We start from the raw sequence: 16,053 nt of genomic DNA on the forward strand, positions 1-16,053 counted from the left end.
TCATAATTAACCCCAGGTGGTCATGAAAACGGCGATAAGAAATGGGATATTATTAATTCTTATTGCAACATGATATAAATTCACTATCTCCCAATTAAGAGCAAGCCCAATGCAGCTAAGCGCAAATAAGACTGCACAGTTTTTTATCCAAAATGAATATCATCAAGTTGAGCTAGATGGCTCACGTTTACTTCTCTCATCTGTTGGTAGCGAGGAGCGTATCCCGTTCACGATATGGAGTGGTAAAGTCGCGATAAAACGCGGTTTGTTTTGGGGATCATTGCAGTTCTTTGCCAATACGCATGAAGGAAAACAACGCAGCTGGTTGGTTCAAGGTTTGCCATGGGATGAGTGTCGCCAGTTTGCTCGCAGCGCGGTGAATGCATATCAACAGTGGCATGATACTCAATGTGAACAACTGGCAGAGCATGTACCTGAATGGGAAGCCGAGCTAACACGTCTTGAGCAACTGCCTGCTTTCTTGCCGCACTCTCAAGTCGATCAATGGGTGAATAAAGTCAATCAAGGCTTAGAGTCGATGGTTATGACCCTTGATGAAGCTGCTCTGCGCATGCCTAAGCGAATCGCGCGCCTTTCTCCATGGTTACTCGATACGGAAGAGCAGCAAGCTGAGCGCAACCGACTATGGCTTGATCGCGAGCGTCAAAACTGGGAAGTGTTATTTGCGCAGTGTGAGTCTTCACCACTTAACCTTTCTCAGCAATATGCGGTGTTGATGAACGACGATCATAACTTGATTCTAGCGGGTGCCGGTTCGGGTAAAACCAGTGTTCTTACTGCTCGTGTTGCTTACCTGCTTCAGAGCCATCAAGCTCAGGCAGAGGAAATGCTATTGCTGGCGTTTGGTCGTGAGGCCGCTGACGAAATGAAACAGCGCCTAGATAGCAAGATTGGTCTCTCAGCTGAAAAAGTGCAGGTGAAGACATTCCACCAGTTAGGACTCAAGATCCTTAACCACGTTGAAAATGAACCCGTGACCATTTCTCCATTGGCACTGGACAGTAATCAACGTCAAGCGTGGTGTATCGACTGGCTGAAAAAGCACTGGATGACTCCGACTAACTTCAAGCGTTGGCAAAAACACCTCGCCAAATGGCCTATTGCTTACCTGAAAGGTGATGAAGAGCTGGGTAGTCACGTTTCCAACCTTAAGCTAATCGGATGGTTAGAGAAGCAATTAGAGCAGTTAAATAGCTCAGGCTTAACCAAAAAAGAGGTTCAGCAACAGCTTATCGATCACCCAGATTATACTCGGTTGAATAGCGAGCTCGCGCTTTGCTGGCCGTGTGTGACCGCTTGGCAGAAGAATCTGAAAGAGCAGAATCAAATCGATTTCTCGATGATGATTAGCCGCGCCACTCAATACGTGGAAAAAGGACGATTTATCTCGCCTTGGAAGTTCATCATGATCGACGAGTACCAAGATATCTCTCCAGACCGCTTGGCTCTAGTAGAAGCACTGTGTAATCAAACCAAAGCGGAACACCAGGCGTCTATTTTTGCGGTGGGTGATGACTGGCAATCTATCTATCAGTTTGCTGGTGCGGATGTCGATCTGACCACAGGGTTTAAAGATCGATTTGAAAGTTCGACGATTCATCATTTAAACACAACTTATCGTTTTAATAACCAATTAGGCGCGGTTGCGAATCGATTTGTGCAAGAGAATCCGATTCAACTGCCGAAAGAGCTCAATAGCTTTAAGCAGCAGAAGCAGAAGGCGGTTTATACAGCACCGAGTAAAGATGTTGAGAAGATCCTCGATCAGCTCAACCGCCAAGTAAAAGGAAATGCGACCAAGTCAGTATTGCTACTAGGGCGCAACCATTATCATAAGCCTGAGTTGTTGGCGGATTGGCAGAAGATTTACACATCATTAGACATGAGTTTTATGACCTGCCACGCAAGTAAAGGTAAAGAAGCTGACTTCGTGATCATTCTTTGTGTAGATGAAGGGCAATTCCCAACGAAGAAGAAACAGCTTCATATTGATGGCGCATTGACAGAGTCTTCAGATAATTTCCCTTATGCTGAAGAGAGAAGACTGTTCTACGTCGCAATGACACGAGCAAAGGAAAAAGTCTGGATTACTCACAGTGGTGATGGTTCTGGCTTTGTACAAGAATTGCATCAATCGGATTATCCGGTTGTCCGTAAAAAATAAACCGTAGCCAAGCCAACATTTTTGGTAAGGAGGCCGAAATGGAACATGGTTCGATCAATTATATTGAGTTTGCAGCAAAAGATTTAGACAAGACCAAAGCGTTCTTTGAATCCGTATTTCAGTGGCAGTTTGAAGATTATGGACCAGAGTACACGGCTTTTACCGCTAAAGGGTTGATGGGTGGTTTTTATCAGTCTGAGTTAGCCTGTGACGCGAGCGCTGGTGGTGCTCTGATGGTGTTTTACAGCCAAGGTTTAGAACAGACTGAGCAAGAAATAGTGGAAGCGGGTGGCATGATTAAGCGAGATATATTTGCCTTTCCGGGCGGCCGACGTTTTCATTTCTGCGAACCAAGTGGGAATGAAATGGCGGTGTGGAGCGATAAGTAAGCTCTACCTGTTTGAGTGCGTTTTCTAGTCGTGCCCAAACATTCGTCGTTACCAAATAAAACAGCCTGCAAGTGCGCAGGCTGTTTTTGTATTTTTGTTGTGAAGCTTAATTAAGTGCGGTCTGCTAAGTACGCTTCGTAATCTGGGATCTCAATCGACACTTCTTCTTCAAGCATTGAAGAGTTAAATAGGAAGTTTGCCGTTGCACGGTTAGTTGCCACTGGGATGTTCCATACACTCGCAATACGCAGTAGTGCTTTCACATCTGGGTCGTGAGGTACAGCATTAAGTGGATCCCAGAAGAAGATCATCATGTCGATCTTACCTTCAGAAATCAGCGCGCCAAGTTGTTGGTCGCCACCCATAGGGCCACTGATCATGCTCTTGATCGCTAAGCCAGTCTCTTTGCTCAGTAGATGTCCTGTTGTACCTGTCGCGTACAGAAAGTGCCCTTGTAGTTTTTCTTTGTGCTCTTTTACCCAACGCAGTAATTCTGGCTTGAAGTTATCATGAGCCACTAAAGCGATGTGCTTATGAGCAGGCATCGTACGTGTTGTTTTTTGCATGAATGTTTCCTAAATTATTGGCTTATATTTTTTGATTTTTTCAATTTCTAATTAGCAATATATCACTAAGGTGTGACACTGAATACCGGACGAAACTCAGAAGGTGACAACGAATCGGCAATCACCTCTTTTTTGAGAGATGAAGGCGTTAATGCTTCAATTTTAGGCACTTGATGAAACTCATAAGGCTGTTTTCGTAGGTAGTGTGTCGCTTGGTTCACGGATAAGCGGCCTTGCTCGACCATCTTATCTGTCGGCGCGAATAGCACCTTGTCACGAAGTAACCCACGGTAAACACCGTGACTCAAGTAACTTGAGACCAATCCAATCTCTTTTTCTTTATTGGCCGCTCTTACTTCACTGATGGCCGCTTCAATTGCGACCGCGCTACCAACGATGTATTTGATATTTGGTAAATCAATCACCTGTTGAACCAGGTTTCTCTGTAGCTCTTTGTCATTATCCGCCCAATAACTTACAGCAATATTAATATCACTGGATTTAATCGCGTCATAAAAGCCGATAGCAACAGGCTTGGTACCACCACTTGCTTGTGGGCCAAGGAGCAAAGCTATGTCTGTTTTTCCTGAGCCTTTCGGGTGCCTTGCTTTGAGAAACTCACCGACTTCATAACCCATTTGCCACCAATCAACCCCCACTGTGCCTTTAAGCACTTTCTCTTTTTGAGTGTCGCTAAGGTTGAGCTCGTTCACGGTGGCGAATACAGGAGTAGAGCCTACCCATTTAGTCAGGCTGTCATAGAAGGCATCAGGAGAGACGGTTCCTAAGATAATGGCATCTGCTCCCCATTGATTACATAACTCAAGTTGCGAAGCCTGTTTACCGATATTTGGGTAACCGCCAGCTTCAAGTACACGTAGCTCAACCTTCTGCTCTTTCGCTTCTGAAATCATGCCGTAATTGACTGACAACCAGTAAGAGTCTTTCAAGTGTGGGTAGATTGCGCACACCTTCTCTTTCTGTTGTGTGACAGAAGAAATCTGGTCTTTGACTACTGCTTTATTGTCCGCTGTGAGGTCGTTTGCGATAGCAGAGTAACTGGCCGCACTCAGTGAGCATGAAACTAGAGTTGAAACTAAACGTTTAGATAGCATGAATTGTCAGTTTATTGGCTTTGGATAAGAAACACTGCAAAATATAGCGTATTCTGCATGGGTAAAGAAGAACGTTTTAAGGTTATGGGTTTATGTTGTTAGCCACAGCAAGTATAGGTAGAAAGCTGCTCGCCTCATTTTTGGTGATGGCCTTATTGGTTGTCGTGTCAGCTCTAATTGGTGTGTCAGGTTTTAGCTTTGTGGCAAAAACAGAACGAAACGTTGTAGATTCCGCACTGCCAGCAATGATTGAAGCGCGTCAGGTCTCGGAATTGAGTAACCGCATTATTGCATCGGTGCAAACTCTGAGTAATGCGCGTAATGAAGAACAACGAAAAGAAGCAGGCTCAGAACTGTTTGAGCTACTTGAATCCTTGCTGCGTCATATCAAAGAGCTGGGCTCTGATAGTTTTGATTCAGAACTACTTAGCAATCTTGAAAACAACGTTCAGAGCGTTATCAATACCTTAGCGGAACTTGGAGTTTCTGTAGAGCGCAAACTTTGGCTGACCAAGGAGCTTGGCTCTCGCGTAGAAGAGATGCGCTTGTTGGCAGAAGAGCTTGAACAACTTACCCGTACTCAAGTATTGAATACCGCAACCATCGCCGTTGCCAACGTAACCCACATCTATGACCTACTAGAAAAGAAGCAGACTGACCGAGCATACAAAGCGCTGGATGCCCTAGTCGAGGTCGATCTGGATCTTTCTGAGCGACTGCACGAACTGCATCTTTTGGCTTTTAAGATGCTCAATCAGATTGAAGAGACGCCGACGGTTACTGATGTCGATCGTATTCACCAAATTCAGACTGAGTTTGAATCGAATCTAAAAATCATGGCTCGTCGCGTCAAAGCGGTAGAAGACCCAACTCGTTCAGAACAGATGTCGCAGCTTCTGGATGAGCTTCGTCGCCGTCAGGTGGTGTTTGAGATTGCACTAGAGAAGTCAGAAAACGCTAAAAAGTCAGAATTCTTAATGCAGAAAACATTGGAATTGTTTTCTCAGCTAAATACCACAGTCAACGTACTAGTGGATGATTCAAACCGCAGTACCAAAGAGGCGGTTGACGAACTGACCACCACCTTGAATTACGCTCAATGGACACTATCGGTTATCTCGTTGATCGGTCTATTCATCGCAGCCTTTATTGTGTGGCGTGTGGTGTACGTTTCCGTCGTGAAAAGGCTTGCAGAGTATTCCGTCGCCTTGATGTCGATAGCTCAAGGTCGCTTGAATATCGATATATCAGTTAAAGGTAACGATGAACTTGCTCACATGGGGCAAGCGATCATCACCGCGCGAAATACCGCTCAAGCGCTGCAAGTGGTGGCTGTTGGTGAGGCCAAAGCCAAGCGTGAGCTAGAAGAACACAAAGAGCACCTTGAAGAGCTGATCACGGAACGCACTTATCAGCTGCAACAAACCAATGAAAAGCTCAACATTGAGGTGGTGAACCACGCCAAAGCACGACGTGCCGCAGAGCAGGCCAGCCGCGCTAAATCGGCGTTTCTTGCCACAATGAGCCACGAGATTCGTACACCAATGAATGGGGTATTAGGTACGGCGAGGCTGTTGAAGGATACAGGACTAAACTCGTTGCAATCTGGCTATGCAGACATCATTAACCGCAGTGGTAAGAACTTACTTGCGATACTCAATGATGTTCTGGATTACTCAAAAATCGAAGCTGGCCACTTAGAGATCCGCGTTGCCTCTTTTAACCTTCATCAAATGGTTGAAGATACCTATCAGTTGATGGAGGGAAGAGCCTCCGAAAAGAACATTGATTTCAGCTTCCATATCGAAAGTGATGTGCAAACTTATTGGCGCGGCGATGTAACACGCCTCAGTCAGATCTTGAATAACTTGGTTGGTAATGCGATTAAGTTTACCGATAGCGGCTCTGTTGATATCTACATCAGCTTGGATATTGAAGATCCAAATCGCGTGATGTTTGAAGTCGCGGACACTGGCGCAGGCATTAAAGCCGACGAGCAGCAATGCTTGTTTGATGCCTTTAGCCAAACAGAGAGTGGTCGTAACAAAAAAGGAGGCACTGGACTGGGCCTCGCGATCAGCAAGAGTATTTTAACCGCGATGAATGGTGATATTGGCGTACACTCAGAAGAGGGCGAGGGTAGTCAGTTCTGGTTCTCGGTTCCGCTCGAGCTGGGTGAAAAAGTAGAAGTTCAAACTCAGACGGTAGAGGCATGTGTTAAAGCCAAAGTACTCTTGATTGAAGATAACCCGGTTAACTGTATTGTCGCAGAGGGTTTCTTGAATAATCTTGGACACCAAGTTGCCATCGCGACGACAGGCGCACAGGCTCGAGAGCTGTTTAAAGAGCAAGACTACGATATTGCGTTGGTGGATATTAATCTGCCTGACTGTGATGGCACAGAGCTTATTCGAGACCTGAAAAGCGATCTTAAGGTGCTCAACAGTCATTCTGACCAACAGCGAACAGAGCCGCCAATGATTGCAGTCTCTGCTCACGTGTTCAATGAAGAAGTGGAAGAGTATTTAGCTTCTGGTTTTGATGGGTTCTTGCCAAAACCGTTGGAGAAAGAGGCGTTGGCAAGGCTGATTAGCGCGCAGCTGACAGGTCGTCGACTGTTACTCCCGCAGCCTGACCCATCCGATCGTATGTGTAGTGCTCAAAAAGGCGAAATTGATTCGGTAAACGAAGTGGATGACACAATCAAAGAACAGCAGGAGGTGGATGTGTTGATCATTGACCCTAAGGTCATCGAGGGTGACTTAGCGATTCTAGGTAAAGAGAAAATGCAGTCGATTGTGGGGCTGTTCGAAGAGAGCTCGCAAGTTATTCTCGATGAGCTAAAAGCGGCGAGTGAGGCGAAGAACTCGCGAGAAGTGAAGTCGCTTGCGCATAAACTGAAAGGCTCAGCTGGTAGCTTGGGTCTAGGTAAGCTGCATCAAGCTTGCTTAGCGATTGAAGCGGCAGCTGAACCTTTGACTGAATATGGCAATACCGCAGAGGCTTTAATTGAAATAGTCGATGCATCGAATCAGGCTCTGAAATCCTACTTTTAGAAACGATGTTCAAGTGACCAATAACAAAAATCCTCTGCATTGGCAGAGGATTTTTAGTTTTAACTCAATCAAGCAACAATGACTCAAACTGCGTCATGAGCTTTAACGGTTTTCAAAGCGATTGTAATCCAGTAGACCAAACTCAATAGGTTGGTTCTGCTGATACCACTGGTGAACACGGTCGCTGAACGGCCAAAAGTCGCTCGAGCTTCTGCGTACCGCAAACTTATCGAGTAAGGCGACATAATCCTCCTCAGTTTCAATGGTTTGAAGCATAGAAACAAGCTGAGGGATTTCAGCTTCATTAAGTTCTAGGAAAGCGGCCGGGTAACTACCCACAACGCCTCTTACCAAAGTCAGGTCATCGTTCTGGTAATCTCGGTTGCTCTCTTCGTTAAATAGGCTTGAGATGTTGGTATGAGAGTTGTTGTGAATCATCGTAAACAGCTGCTCTTCACCGTCCTGAGCCTTGATCATCATCATTACGAGTTGAGGCACATGCTGTAGACCAGCGCCTTTAATCGTGTCGACTTGTTGCAGCAGAGCTTCATGTTTCGGTTCAAACCCCGTATCAACGATCTTGTAACGGTCGTTAAGAATAGGTTTTAGTTTCTCTTCCAACATATCGAACAACTCCGCCTTAGGATTGTCGGTTTTGTAGACGACGCTAGACGGTTGATCGAACGGTGCGATGTTACGCTGCAAGAAGTCACTTAGCTGAGTGTTTTGGTTTTGGTACCAGCTTGAGTGCTCCTCATGACGAACATCTTTAGGTAATAGGGTTAGGAAGTTACTTTCACCCTCTAAACGTAAGAAGTCCATAAACATGCGAGTCATCAGCTGGTGGCCAAAGTTACCGTAGACATCAAAGCCAGCGACCAGCAGGTAATGAATACGCTCTAGTAGAGCATAATCGAGTACCCATGCTGTCTTTGGTTGCGTGCCGACCAAGCCTTGCACAACAGAAGCACTGTCGAAGTGTCTAAACACCGTTAGCGCTGCATTTGGATTGGTACCGCCACCGTCCCAAATCACGTTCATGGTCAGGTTCTCACCGTTTTTGAACCATTTGTTGGTGAACTCAGATTTGCCTTCTAGATAGCGAGCTTGCTGCTTCGAATATTTAACCCAGTTGGTCACAGGTAGCGTGTTACTTTCAAGTTCGCCCGGTAGTTTGAGGTTATCTTTTTGGCTAGCATAGAAATCATTGATCTCAGGAAGATCGGCTTTATCCGGATCGACAAATACCACCCAAAAACGGTCATTAATAACGTTTAACGCCAATTGTCCACGACACACAGGGCCTTTGATGTAAGCCATGATGGTGTTCTGGGCATTGTCGAGCATGAATTTAAAGCGCGAGTTTACAGGCAGGTCTTCAAATGCGGTCATAGGGTTGGCTGCAACATCGACCTCATAGCTTGGCAGCTCTCGAACTATGTATGGGGTATTAACAAACCAAGTTGTCCAGTCTTGTAGGCGCTTCTCGTTAAGAGCAAACGGCATGTGCGTTTTGTCGACAATGGTACCTTGCTCAGGAATGATACGGTAATAGACACGTGGCACCTCAGGGTCATCGTATGGGCGTCGTGTCGTAATACGTTGCACGGGTTGACCTGGTGGAGTTGCAGAGCGAACCAAGGTGAAGAAGCGAGTTGGTCCCTCTAATTCAGAAAAGTAGAGGTGAGAAAGGAATAAGTGCTCGTAGATGTACCGAGCAGACAGCTGACTCTTACGCGCGCTTTTGTTTAAGAAACTCTCATAGGTATCAACCAGCTCCTGCTCATCTTCAGTCAAAGGGATGTGAGCGTTCATGATTGCCCCGTTCTCTAACCAGCTCATCAAGGTCGCGTATTCACCTTTATCTAGGTTTGGCATCCCGTAAGGCATTCCCCATGTTGGGTAATCTCTCTCGTATTGGGCATACTCTTCAATGGTCGGGCACTGCTGATCGCGGTCAATAGCGAAATCAAACCCTTCCAACTGTTTTTGATCGGGAAGTGGGTGGTTCTCTTTTTGAATCAACATACGAGCAACCAAACCAGCATCTAAGTTAGCGGTCGAGTTTTGCATACGCTCGTTCAGCACAGGGTGGAAGTCCGCATCGCGCCACTCTTGAGTGGTCAACGCATCTTCAAACAGGCGAGTGGGTGCTGATGCTGTTAAGCGTGTGCCTTGATAAACCAATGCTTTACTTGCACCTCGGTCAATCCCTTCAACTGAAGACATCTTCAACTGACATGGCGCATCGTAACAGGCGTGACATACCACGCATCGGTTATCGATAATCGGTTTGACTTCATTAATGAAATGTTGTGCTTGTGCAGAAACCACTGGTGCTTGGCGGTCACGAACTTCGGGTTCACCAAACAGCTCATCGAAGTTTAAGCCAGCGTACATTGCACAACCTGAGAAGAGGCTGACCAGTGCGACAACCCATATTCTTTTTAGATTCATAGAGACTTATAGTTTTATCATTTTTCTTAAGTATATCGAAAATGATTGAAAATGCTCATGTTCTAGTAATTTGCTGAATAGCGTTGGCGAGAAAAGCGAGTAGCGTAAAGGGAAGTTTGACGCTACTCGCTAGGTTTGATTAGGTCTCGACAGTATATCTAGAGGTATCTATTAGTTAGAACCAGAAGTATCAATCGATTAGAACCAGAAGTATCTATTGATTAAAAAGAGTAGCTCGCGTTGAAGCGGAAATCGCGGCCTGCACTTGCGTAACCTTGTGCGACAGGGCTACCAATGTACTCCATGTAAGAGGCGTGATCGAAGTAGAACTTATCAAACACGTTTTTTACTGACAGAGTTAATGTTAGCTCTTCACTCGACATTGGAATCCATTGTGCGTAGAGATCGTGAACCCCGTAGCCAGGTTTTTCAGGATGAACACTTGGATCAGCAACGTCGGTTAAGCGCTCTACAAAACGAGCATTCCAACCAAGCTCTAAGCTTTCTGTTGCTGTGTAACCTAAATCAAGAACCCAGGTATCACCAACTGATGTACCAATGTTCATGCTATCGTCTGATAGTGGTTCACCGTTGAGTTCCGGTCGTGACTGACTGTAGCTTAGACGAGTGCGTAGTTGCTCGAACTGATAACTGATGTACGCGTTAATGCCTTTGTTTTTCAAGTCACCAACATTGGTAATGGTGCCGTTATCACCGACAACATCTTCGATTTCGCTATAGAAAAAGGTGGCACCAATGGCGAGATCTTGTGCTTGATAAGCCATACCAAACTCGGTGTTTTGCGCTTTCTCTGGTTTGCGGTTTGGATCGTTTTCTTTGTAATCAATAATAAACAGCTCTTTGATCTGTTGGCCGCGAAACGCTTCCGCGTAGCTTGCAAATACATTGATAGAAGGGCTGAGCTTATAATCTAAACCTGCGTTTGGACTAAAGCCGCTAGAATCAAATTTCTGGTTTTTATTGTCTTCCAGTTCATACCAGTCATAACGAGCACCCGCAGTGAGTGTTAAGTCTTGGGTAATACGCCAGTCGTCTTGAACAAATAAACCATAAACCTTGCCTTTCTCTTTGCTGTTCTGCGCGCCAGAGCCTGTGTCAAAGTCTGCAGTATCATTTTTGTAGTCGATACCATAGATGACAGTATTTTCTGTCCAGTTAGAGGTGTTACTGAATTTCGCACCATAGGTATCAATTGATCCGTCGCTGGTGCCCCATGTCGGATGATTCTTGTGCGCGATGCGATTGCTCGTATTGTAGAGCGTACTCTCAACATTCAGCATATCGCTGCCAGTGTACTTATGAGACGCAGTGATTGTATGGCGGTCGGCCTCTTGGTCTAGCGGGTCGTTTTTGAAGCTTGGTTGAAAGTGTGGTCGATTTAAACGGCGGCCATCGTCTTGGCGGAAGTCGTAGCTCAAGGAGAAGTACTGACTCTCAGCAACTTGACCTGAGAGTTTAAGTAGCGCCACAGTTTGTTCTAAAGCCGTGTAAGGTTGACTATCACCGTTTCCATCTTTGATATTTTGGCCATCAACGTAACCAAATGAGGCAAGTAACCCTAAGCCTTCTGTAACCTCTCCGTACAAGCTCGTAGAAACTTTGTAGCCATCGTTGTTGGTGTAATAGCCACCTTTGACTTGCGCGCCAAAGCTATCGTTTGGATGGAGCAAATCATGTGCGTCTTTGGTCTTAAATTGAATTGCACCACCTAGTGCTCCAGGACCATTAGTCGCGCGACCAGCACCCGCACTGACATCGACCTGTTTGAGCAACTCTGGCTCAATCGAAAGTCGACCTTGGTGATGGAAAAGGCTGCCCGATTGCTCTGCACCATCAACAGAAATATTCAGCATAGTGTCTTCAAGACCACGCACATAGATCTTTTGAGATATGCCTGAAGAGCCACCCACGCTTACTTCAGCATCACCACGGAAAATGTCGTTGAGATCTTGAGCCTGACGTTTGTCCAGGTCGTCTGCGGTGATGGTCACATCGCCAGTATGAATTTGATGACCGGTTACTTCGATTACTTCAGTATCGTCTGAAGAAAAGGCGCTATGAGAAGTGAGAAGCAGAGATAAAGCAATGGGGCTTAATTTAAAAGTGGCTGGTAAATTCACCGAAACCTCCGATGTTAATGAGAATTATTATCGAGTTGGATTTTGGTGTGATTTGAGTATTGAGTAAATCAATTTTACAAATGTTACATATCGACAATTGGTATGCAGAAGAGCCGCTTCACCTTGATAACAAGTACAGGTAGCGGCCCAACTAAATCGGGAGCTCGATACTCATGCGTAAACCTTTGCCTGGAGCGTTGCGAGCGCTCACGGAGCCTTGAACCGCTTCAATGTGACGTTTGGCGAGTGCTAGTCCCACCCCAAATCCTTTTCGAGTGCCAACTTGGTTATGTGCTTTGAAGAAGGGAGTAAACATCTTGTCGTAAAGTTGCGGATCAATACCCGGTCCACTGTCGGTGAGTATGATGAAAACTTTCGATTTTTCACACTTTATATCGATTAAAAGCGGTTCACCATCTGGCGTATAACGAAGACCGTTGCGTAAGATGTTCTCTATCGCATGCCCCAAAGCTCTCTGATTAGAATTGTCGAGCGATAATGTCTCTGGAGAGTTAAGTACTATCTGTTTGTCCGTGAATTCAAATCGAGCATCCTCGACGATTGTTTCAACCAGTTCAATCAGATCGAAAGATTCTTGGCGAAGGTCGGGGTTCTCGTTCTCTAACCAAGCTAAGGTCAAAGTATCTTCAGCCAACTCACGCATGTTTTTGGTTTCGCCTTTGATTCGCTGCATCATGGCGTCAGGCTTGATGTTCTGTTCCATACAATCAATCGCGGTTTCGACACGTGCAATGGGGGTTCTGATCTCATGAGACATGTCTGAGATTAGGTTTCGATTGTGAGTGATGACGTCCGACGTTTTCTCAGCCATCGCGTTGAACGTACGTGCAATCTGGCTAAATTCGTCGTTACCTCGCGTGAGTTTTGTCGGAATGCGCGCAGAATATTTGCCCTTACTGAACTCTTGGGTAGCGCGATGAAACTGTTGCAACGGGCGCATTACGTAACGATACAAATAGATAGTCAATGCGAGAAGCATGGCAAACGGGATGATAAAGCGAAATAGCCAGAATGCGTGGGACATATAGGTTCCAGGACGCATTCTATCAGGAAGAAGAACCAAAAAATGATAGTTAGAAGGGCTGAGCGCGACCTCCATGATTGGGTTGTCAGGAAAGTCTAGATGTATTTTCCACGCAACATTGCGGCCAATTCCGTAGCCCTCCCAGAAGCGCTGATTGAGTTCATTACCTGCGACAACATCAATTCTAGACTGAACCACTGTTACCCAAGTGCTTTCCGTTTCAGAGAGTTGATCAAGCCAGATATCAAGTTCTGAAAACTGCTGATTGGCTAGGAAGTTTTGAGCAGTCTGTCCCCAAGCGAGGATCTCCTGTTGATGGTTCTTCTTGATGTAACTCATTTTCTCATTTGAGAGTATCGCGGCACTGTGCAGCAGAGAGAAGAAGATCACAACCCCACACGACAGCACGATAAACAAACGCCAAAACAGTAATCGACTCATTTTACGATGTAACCCTTGCCATGGACGGTTTGAATGCGGTCGTTGGACATACCAAATGAGAGTAGCTTTTTTCTGACTCTGGAAAGGTGCATATCTAAGCTGCGGTCATATTGGCTAAACTCCCGTTCGAGAACCGCTTGATACAAAAATGGCTTGGTCTGCACCGTACCAGCGTTTTGAACCAATACCCAAAGAAGCTTGAATTGAGTCGGAGTCAATTCAGTCGTTTGTTGTTGGCTATCGATCGTTACACTTGCGGTGTGAGCGAGTCTATCTAGGGTGAGCTCGTGATGCTGAAGACGATGTGATGGCGTGTGGCTAATGGGTTCAGGCTTGGTACGTCTTAAGACAGCCTCTACCCGTAAGCTGATTTCTGTAAAGCTACATGGCTTAGAGATATAGTCATCGGCGCCCGATTTAAAGCCTCGAATACGATGCTCCTCTGCACCATAGGCGGTCAGCATGATTACCGGTGTTTGCGAGTTTTCATGAACAAATTTGAGAATGCTGAAACCATCCACCTTAGGTAAATCAACATCCAGTAATACCAAGTCGAAGTTTTCCAGTCTTAGAAGCTCTAGTGCTTTTTCGCCACAAGCCGTGTTAGACACTTGATAACCACGATTACTCAGCAGATCGGTCAGGTGTTCATTAAGCGTGATGTCGTCCTCAACGACGAGTAGGCGCCCTAACGTCGGAGCTTTTGCTTTAGTGGGGGTAGAAGAGTAATCGAAAGACAACATAAGACACACCAATTATTGATAATGAAAACTATTATCAATAATTGGTGTGATGAATGCAACGAGCATAATGATGCCTTTGTAACCAAATGCATCAAATTGGACGCACTACGAGTTTTCATTTGGGTATCGCTTTAAAATCGCTAGTGTTGTTAGCTTTGATGAGTGTTAATGATTCACCCAGCAGACAGAGAAAGGTATGTTTAACTTCTCGAACTCTTTAATCCAGCGCCACTGATTGTCTTGGAGTTTATCGCCTGGTCCTTTCACTTCTATCCAACGAAAGCCGTTCTCATTGAAGGCAATAAGATCGGGCATGCCAGTTCGATAAATTTTGAGATCTTTAAGTAACACTCTAAACAGATCACAAAGCACGGGCAGGGGAATATGTTCTATCGCTTGCTCTAACAGATCTTTGGAAAAGTAGGCCCATTGAACAAACGGGTTGGCGACACCTTGTTTAGCCTTAAATGTATCCAATAAGATTCTCATGCCTTTGTCGTTGAGGTCATTAAAGGTTTGGTCGATCAACTCTTGTCTCTTGCCGACAAAGTCGTCATGGTAAAGGTCAAGAGGGCGATATTGATATTGGTTGATAAAGGCACCGTCAACTTCCGCAAATATTACCTTCCAAAACGCCAATCCAAACAAACCATTCAGGAAAGTATTCTCACTGAAGTAGCAATGCCAACCTTGTGTTTCCATATGTGCGCGTACGGCCTCTTCAACACGTACTTTACTCAGGTCTAATTCAAGATGTTCATTCTCGCAGGTCGGCTTTTTGGGGCGTGGTACTTTATGACCTTGAAGCCTTTGTACTCTCTGCTCTAGCTTGTACGCCACTTCTAACTCTGCAATGTCAATCGGATGTTGAATTATTTCGGTGACAACGTCACTCATTATCTCAACTTGGTTTAACTTATCATGAATACGCGCTTGTCGTTCACGACTAGGCGGTAGGTGCGATTGAGCAAAATAGTGTAGGGCGAGTTGATACTCTTCTAATCGTTCAAGATCTCTGGCAATTAAGTTGATCAGTTTCGATCGGCGACGAACTAACGCGGTGTGGTCGCTATTGGTTGGTATGCTACTCAGTAGAGTCGTGAGAGATTCCGAGTCTTTGGTCGTGAGCTCATAATATTGATGCTGGATCTTATGCAATGACAGCAGCTCATTCACCTGTTCGCGGCTTTGAAAGAATCGTGTCTCGAGAGAAATTTTCACAGGTTCGAAGGTGTTCAGCCCTAAATCACTTAAGACAAACTGGCTTAGATCTTGGTGAGTATTACCAAAAAAAAGTACGAGCAGTAGATCGATCAGTTCAGGTTGCAGCAGTTCAATACAGACAAACGGAAGTTGCTTAAAATCGTAGAACATCTCGTCTGGCAACTGTTGCAACAAAACATCCTTGCGAGCGGAACGATTTGATACGAGATCAGGGAATACTTGAAACAGCTCAGGCTTCGTTAGTAGATCTCGAGCTAGCTCTGAGCAGGAGATGCTAGGTCGCGTTTCGTTAGCCCCATTGCTTGAACGAATAAAGCCTTGTTCAGAGAGGCGTTCTATCTGCAGAGGAAAATCATCGATTTCTTGATAGTTGAGTTTATCGCTTCGAAACCAATGCCCTTTGCGGCTGAACAATCTGACAAGTGCGCAGCGAGCGGGGAAAGGGAGAGCCATAAAGCGTTGAAGCCATTCTTGCTCATGGGGATGAAGTAGGTCTAGGTACCACTGTTGAGCGTGTTCGATAAGGCGTTGAAAGTTATCGAGGTAATAAGTCGGTGGTAGTACTGGTGTGTTTTCTAGCAAGTCTTTCTCTCATCAATCCGTTATTTGAAAAGGCTTCCTTCTAACTCAACCAGTTGATAGGACGCAGATACAAAAAGAGCCTAACCCTAAGGTTAAGCTCTTTCTTTTC

10 protein-coding genes are annotated in these 16,053 nt (G+C 45.4%); 3 read left to right on the forward strand and 7 right to left on the reverse strand.

The features are described 5' to 3' along the window. Positions 1-109: 109 nt before the first annotated feature. Both helD and FIV04_RS20940 read left to right on the forward strand, forming a co-directional pair. Positions 110-2,185, forward strand: a complete 2,076-nt coding sequence (gene helD / locus FIV04_RS20935) for a DNA helicase IV (protein WP_152470386.1) — start codon at positions 110-112, stop codon at positions 2,183-2,185. 38 nt (positions 2,186-2,223) lie between these two features. Continuing rightward, positions 2,224-2,574: a VOC family protein gene (locus FIV04_RS20940; protein ID WP_032552292.1), complete on the forward strand. Its 351-nt coding sequence runs from the start codon at positions 2,224-2,226 to the stop codon at positions 2,572-2,574. Positions 2,575-2,684: 110 nt separating this feature from the next. On the opposite strand, the gene FIV04_RS20945 is transcribed toward FIV04_RS20940, so the two are convergent. Further along, the gene (locus FIV04_RS20945; protein ID WP_032552293.1) at positions 2,685-3,140 is read right to left on the reverse strand and encodes a methylglyoxal synthase; all 456 of its coding nucleotides are present in this window, start codon (positions 3,138-3,140) and stop codon (positions 2,685-2,687) included. A gap of 65 nt (positions 3,141-3,205) precedes the next feature. Continuing rightward, a complete protein-coding gene (gene torT / locus FIV04_RS20950) occupies positions 3,206-4,255 on the reverse strand; it encodes a TMAO reductase system periplasmic protein TorT (protein ID WP_152470387.1) in 1,050 nt (349 codons plus the stop codon). 92 nt (positions 4,256-4,347) lie between these two features. On the opposite strand from torT, the gene torS reads away from it, so the two are divergent. Beyond that, positions 4,348-7,311 carry a TMAO reductase system sensor histidine kinase/response regulator TorS gene (gene torS, locus FIV04_RS20955; RefSeq protein ID WP_152470388.1) on the forward strand — a complete coding sequence of 988 codons (2,964 nt, stop codon included), beginning with the start codon at positions 4,348-4,350 and terminating at the stop codon, positions 7,309-7,311. Between the two features lie 102 nt (positions 7,312-7,413). Here torS and FIV04_RS20960 read toward each other — a convergent pair whose 3' ends face one another. The 5 genes from FIV04_RS20960 to FIV04_RS20980 all read right to left on the reverse strand — a co-directional run bounded on the left by FIV04_RS20960 (position 7,414) and on the right by FIV04_RS20980 (position 15,944). Further along, a complete protein-coding gene (locus FIV04_RS20960) occupies positions 7,414-9,768 on the reverse strand; it encodes a fatty acid cis/trans isomerase (protein WP_152470389.1) in 2,355 nt (784 codons plus the stop codon). Positions 9,769-9,989: 221 nt separating this feature from the next. Continuing rightward, positions 9,990-11,909, reverse strand: a complete 1,920-nt coding sequence (locus FIV04_RS20965) for a TonB-dependent receptor (RefSeq protein WP_152470390.1) — start codon at positions 11,907-11,909, stop codon at positions 9,990-9,992. A gap of 151 nt (positions 11,910-12,060) precedes the next feature. Beyond that, a complete protein-coding gene (locus FIV04_RS20970; RefSeq protein ID WP_152470391.1) occupies positions 12,061-13,395 on the reverse strand; it encodes a sensor histidine kinase in 1,335 nt (444 codons plus the stop codon). Further along, positions 13,392-14,138: a response regulator transcription factor gene (locus FIV04_RS20975; protein ID WP_152470392.1), complete on the reverse strand. Its 747-nt coding sequence runs from the start codon at positions 14,136-14,138 to the stop codon at positions 13,392-13,394. The genes FIV04_RS20970 and FIV04_RS20975 overlap by 4 nt, the downstream gene beginning before the upstream one ends. A 165-nt stretch (positions 14,139-14,303) precedes the next feature. Next, positions 14,304-15,944, reverse strand: a complete 1,641-nt coding sequence (locus tag FIV04_RS20980; RefSeq protein WP_152470393.1) for a VRR-NUC domain-containing protein — start codon at positions 15,942-15,944, stop codon at positions 14,304-14,306. Positions 15,945-16,053: the final 109 nt, after the last annotated feature.

The organism is Vibrio sp. THAF190c (assembly GCF_009363355.1).
Lineage (GTDB): Bacteria > Pseudomonadota > Gammaproteobacteria > Enterobacterales > Vibrionaceae > Vibrio > Vibrio fortis_A.

Bases quoted from the DNA above. Each gene is read 5' to 3' on its own strand.
- FIV04_RS20960 (WP_152470389.1), bottom strand. From the start codon at position 9,768: ATGAATCTAAAAAGAATATGGGTTGTCGCACTGGTCAGCCTCTTCTCA.
- FIV04_RS20975 (WP_152470392.1), bottom strand. From the start codon at position 14,138: ATGTTGTCTTTCGATTACTCTTCTACCCCCACTAAAGCAAAAGCTCCG.
- FIV04_RS20940 (WP_032552292.1), top strand. From the start codon at position 2,224: ATGGAACATGGTTCGATCAATTATATTGAGTTTGCAGCAAAAGATTTA.
- FIV04_RS20945 (WP_032552293.1), bottom strand. From the start codon at position 3,140: ATGCAAAAAACAACACGTACGATGCCTGCTCATAAGCACATCGCTTTA.
- torS (WP_152470388.1), top strand. From the start codon at position 4,348: ATGTTGTTAGCCACAGCAAGTATAGGTAGAAAGCTGCTCGCCTCATTT.
- torT (WP_152470387.1), bottom strand. From the start codon at position 4,255: ATGCTATCTAAACGTTTAGTTTCAACTCTAGTTTCATGCTCACTGAGT.
- helD (WP_152470386.1), top strand. From the start codon at position 110: ATGCAGCTAAGCGCAAATAAGACTGCACAGTTTTTTATCCAAAATGAA.
- FIV04_RS20970 (WP_152470391.1), bottom strand. From the start codon at position 13,395: ATGAGTCGATTACTGTTTTGGCGTTTGTTTATCGTGCTGTCGTGTGGG.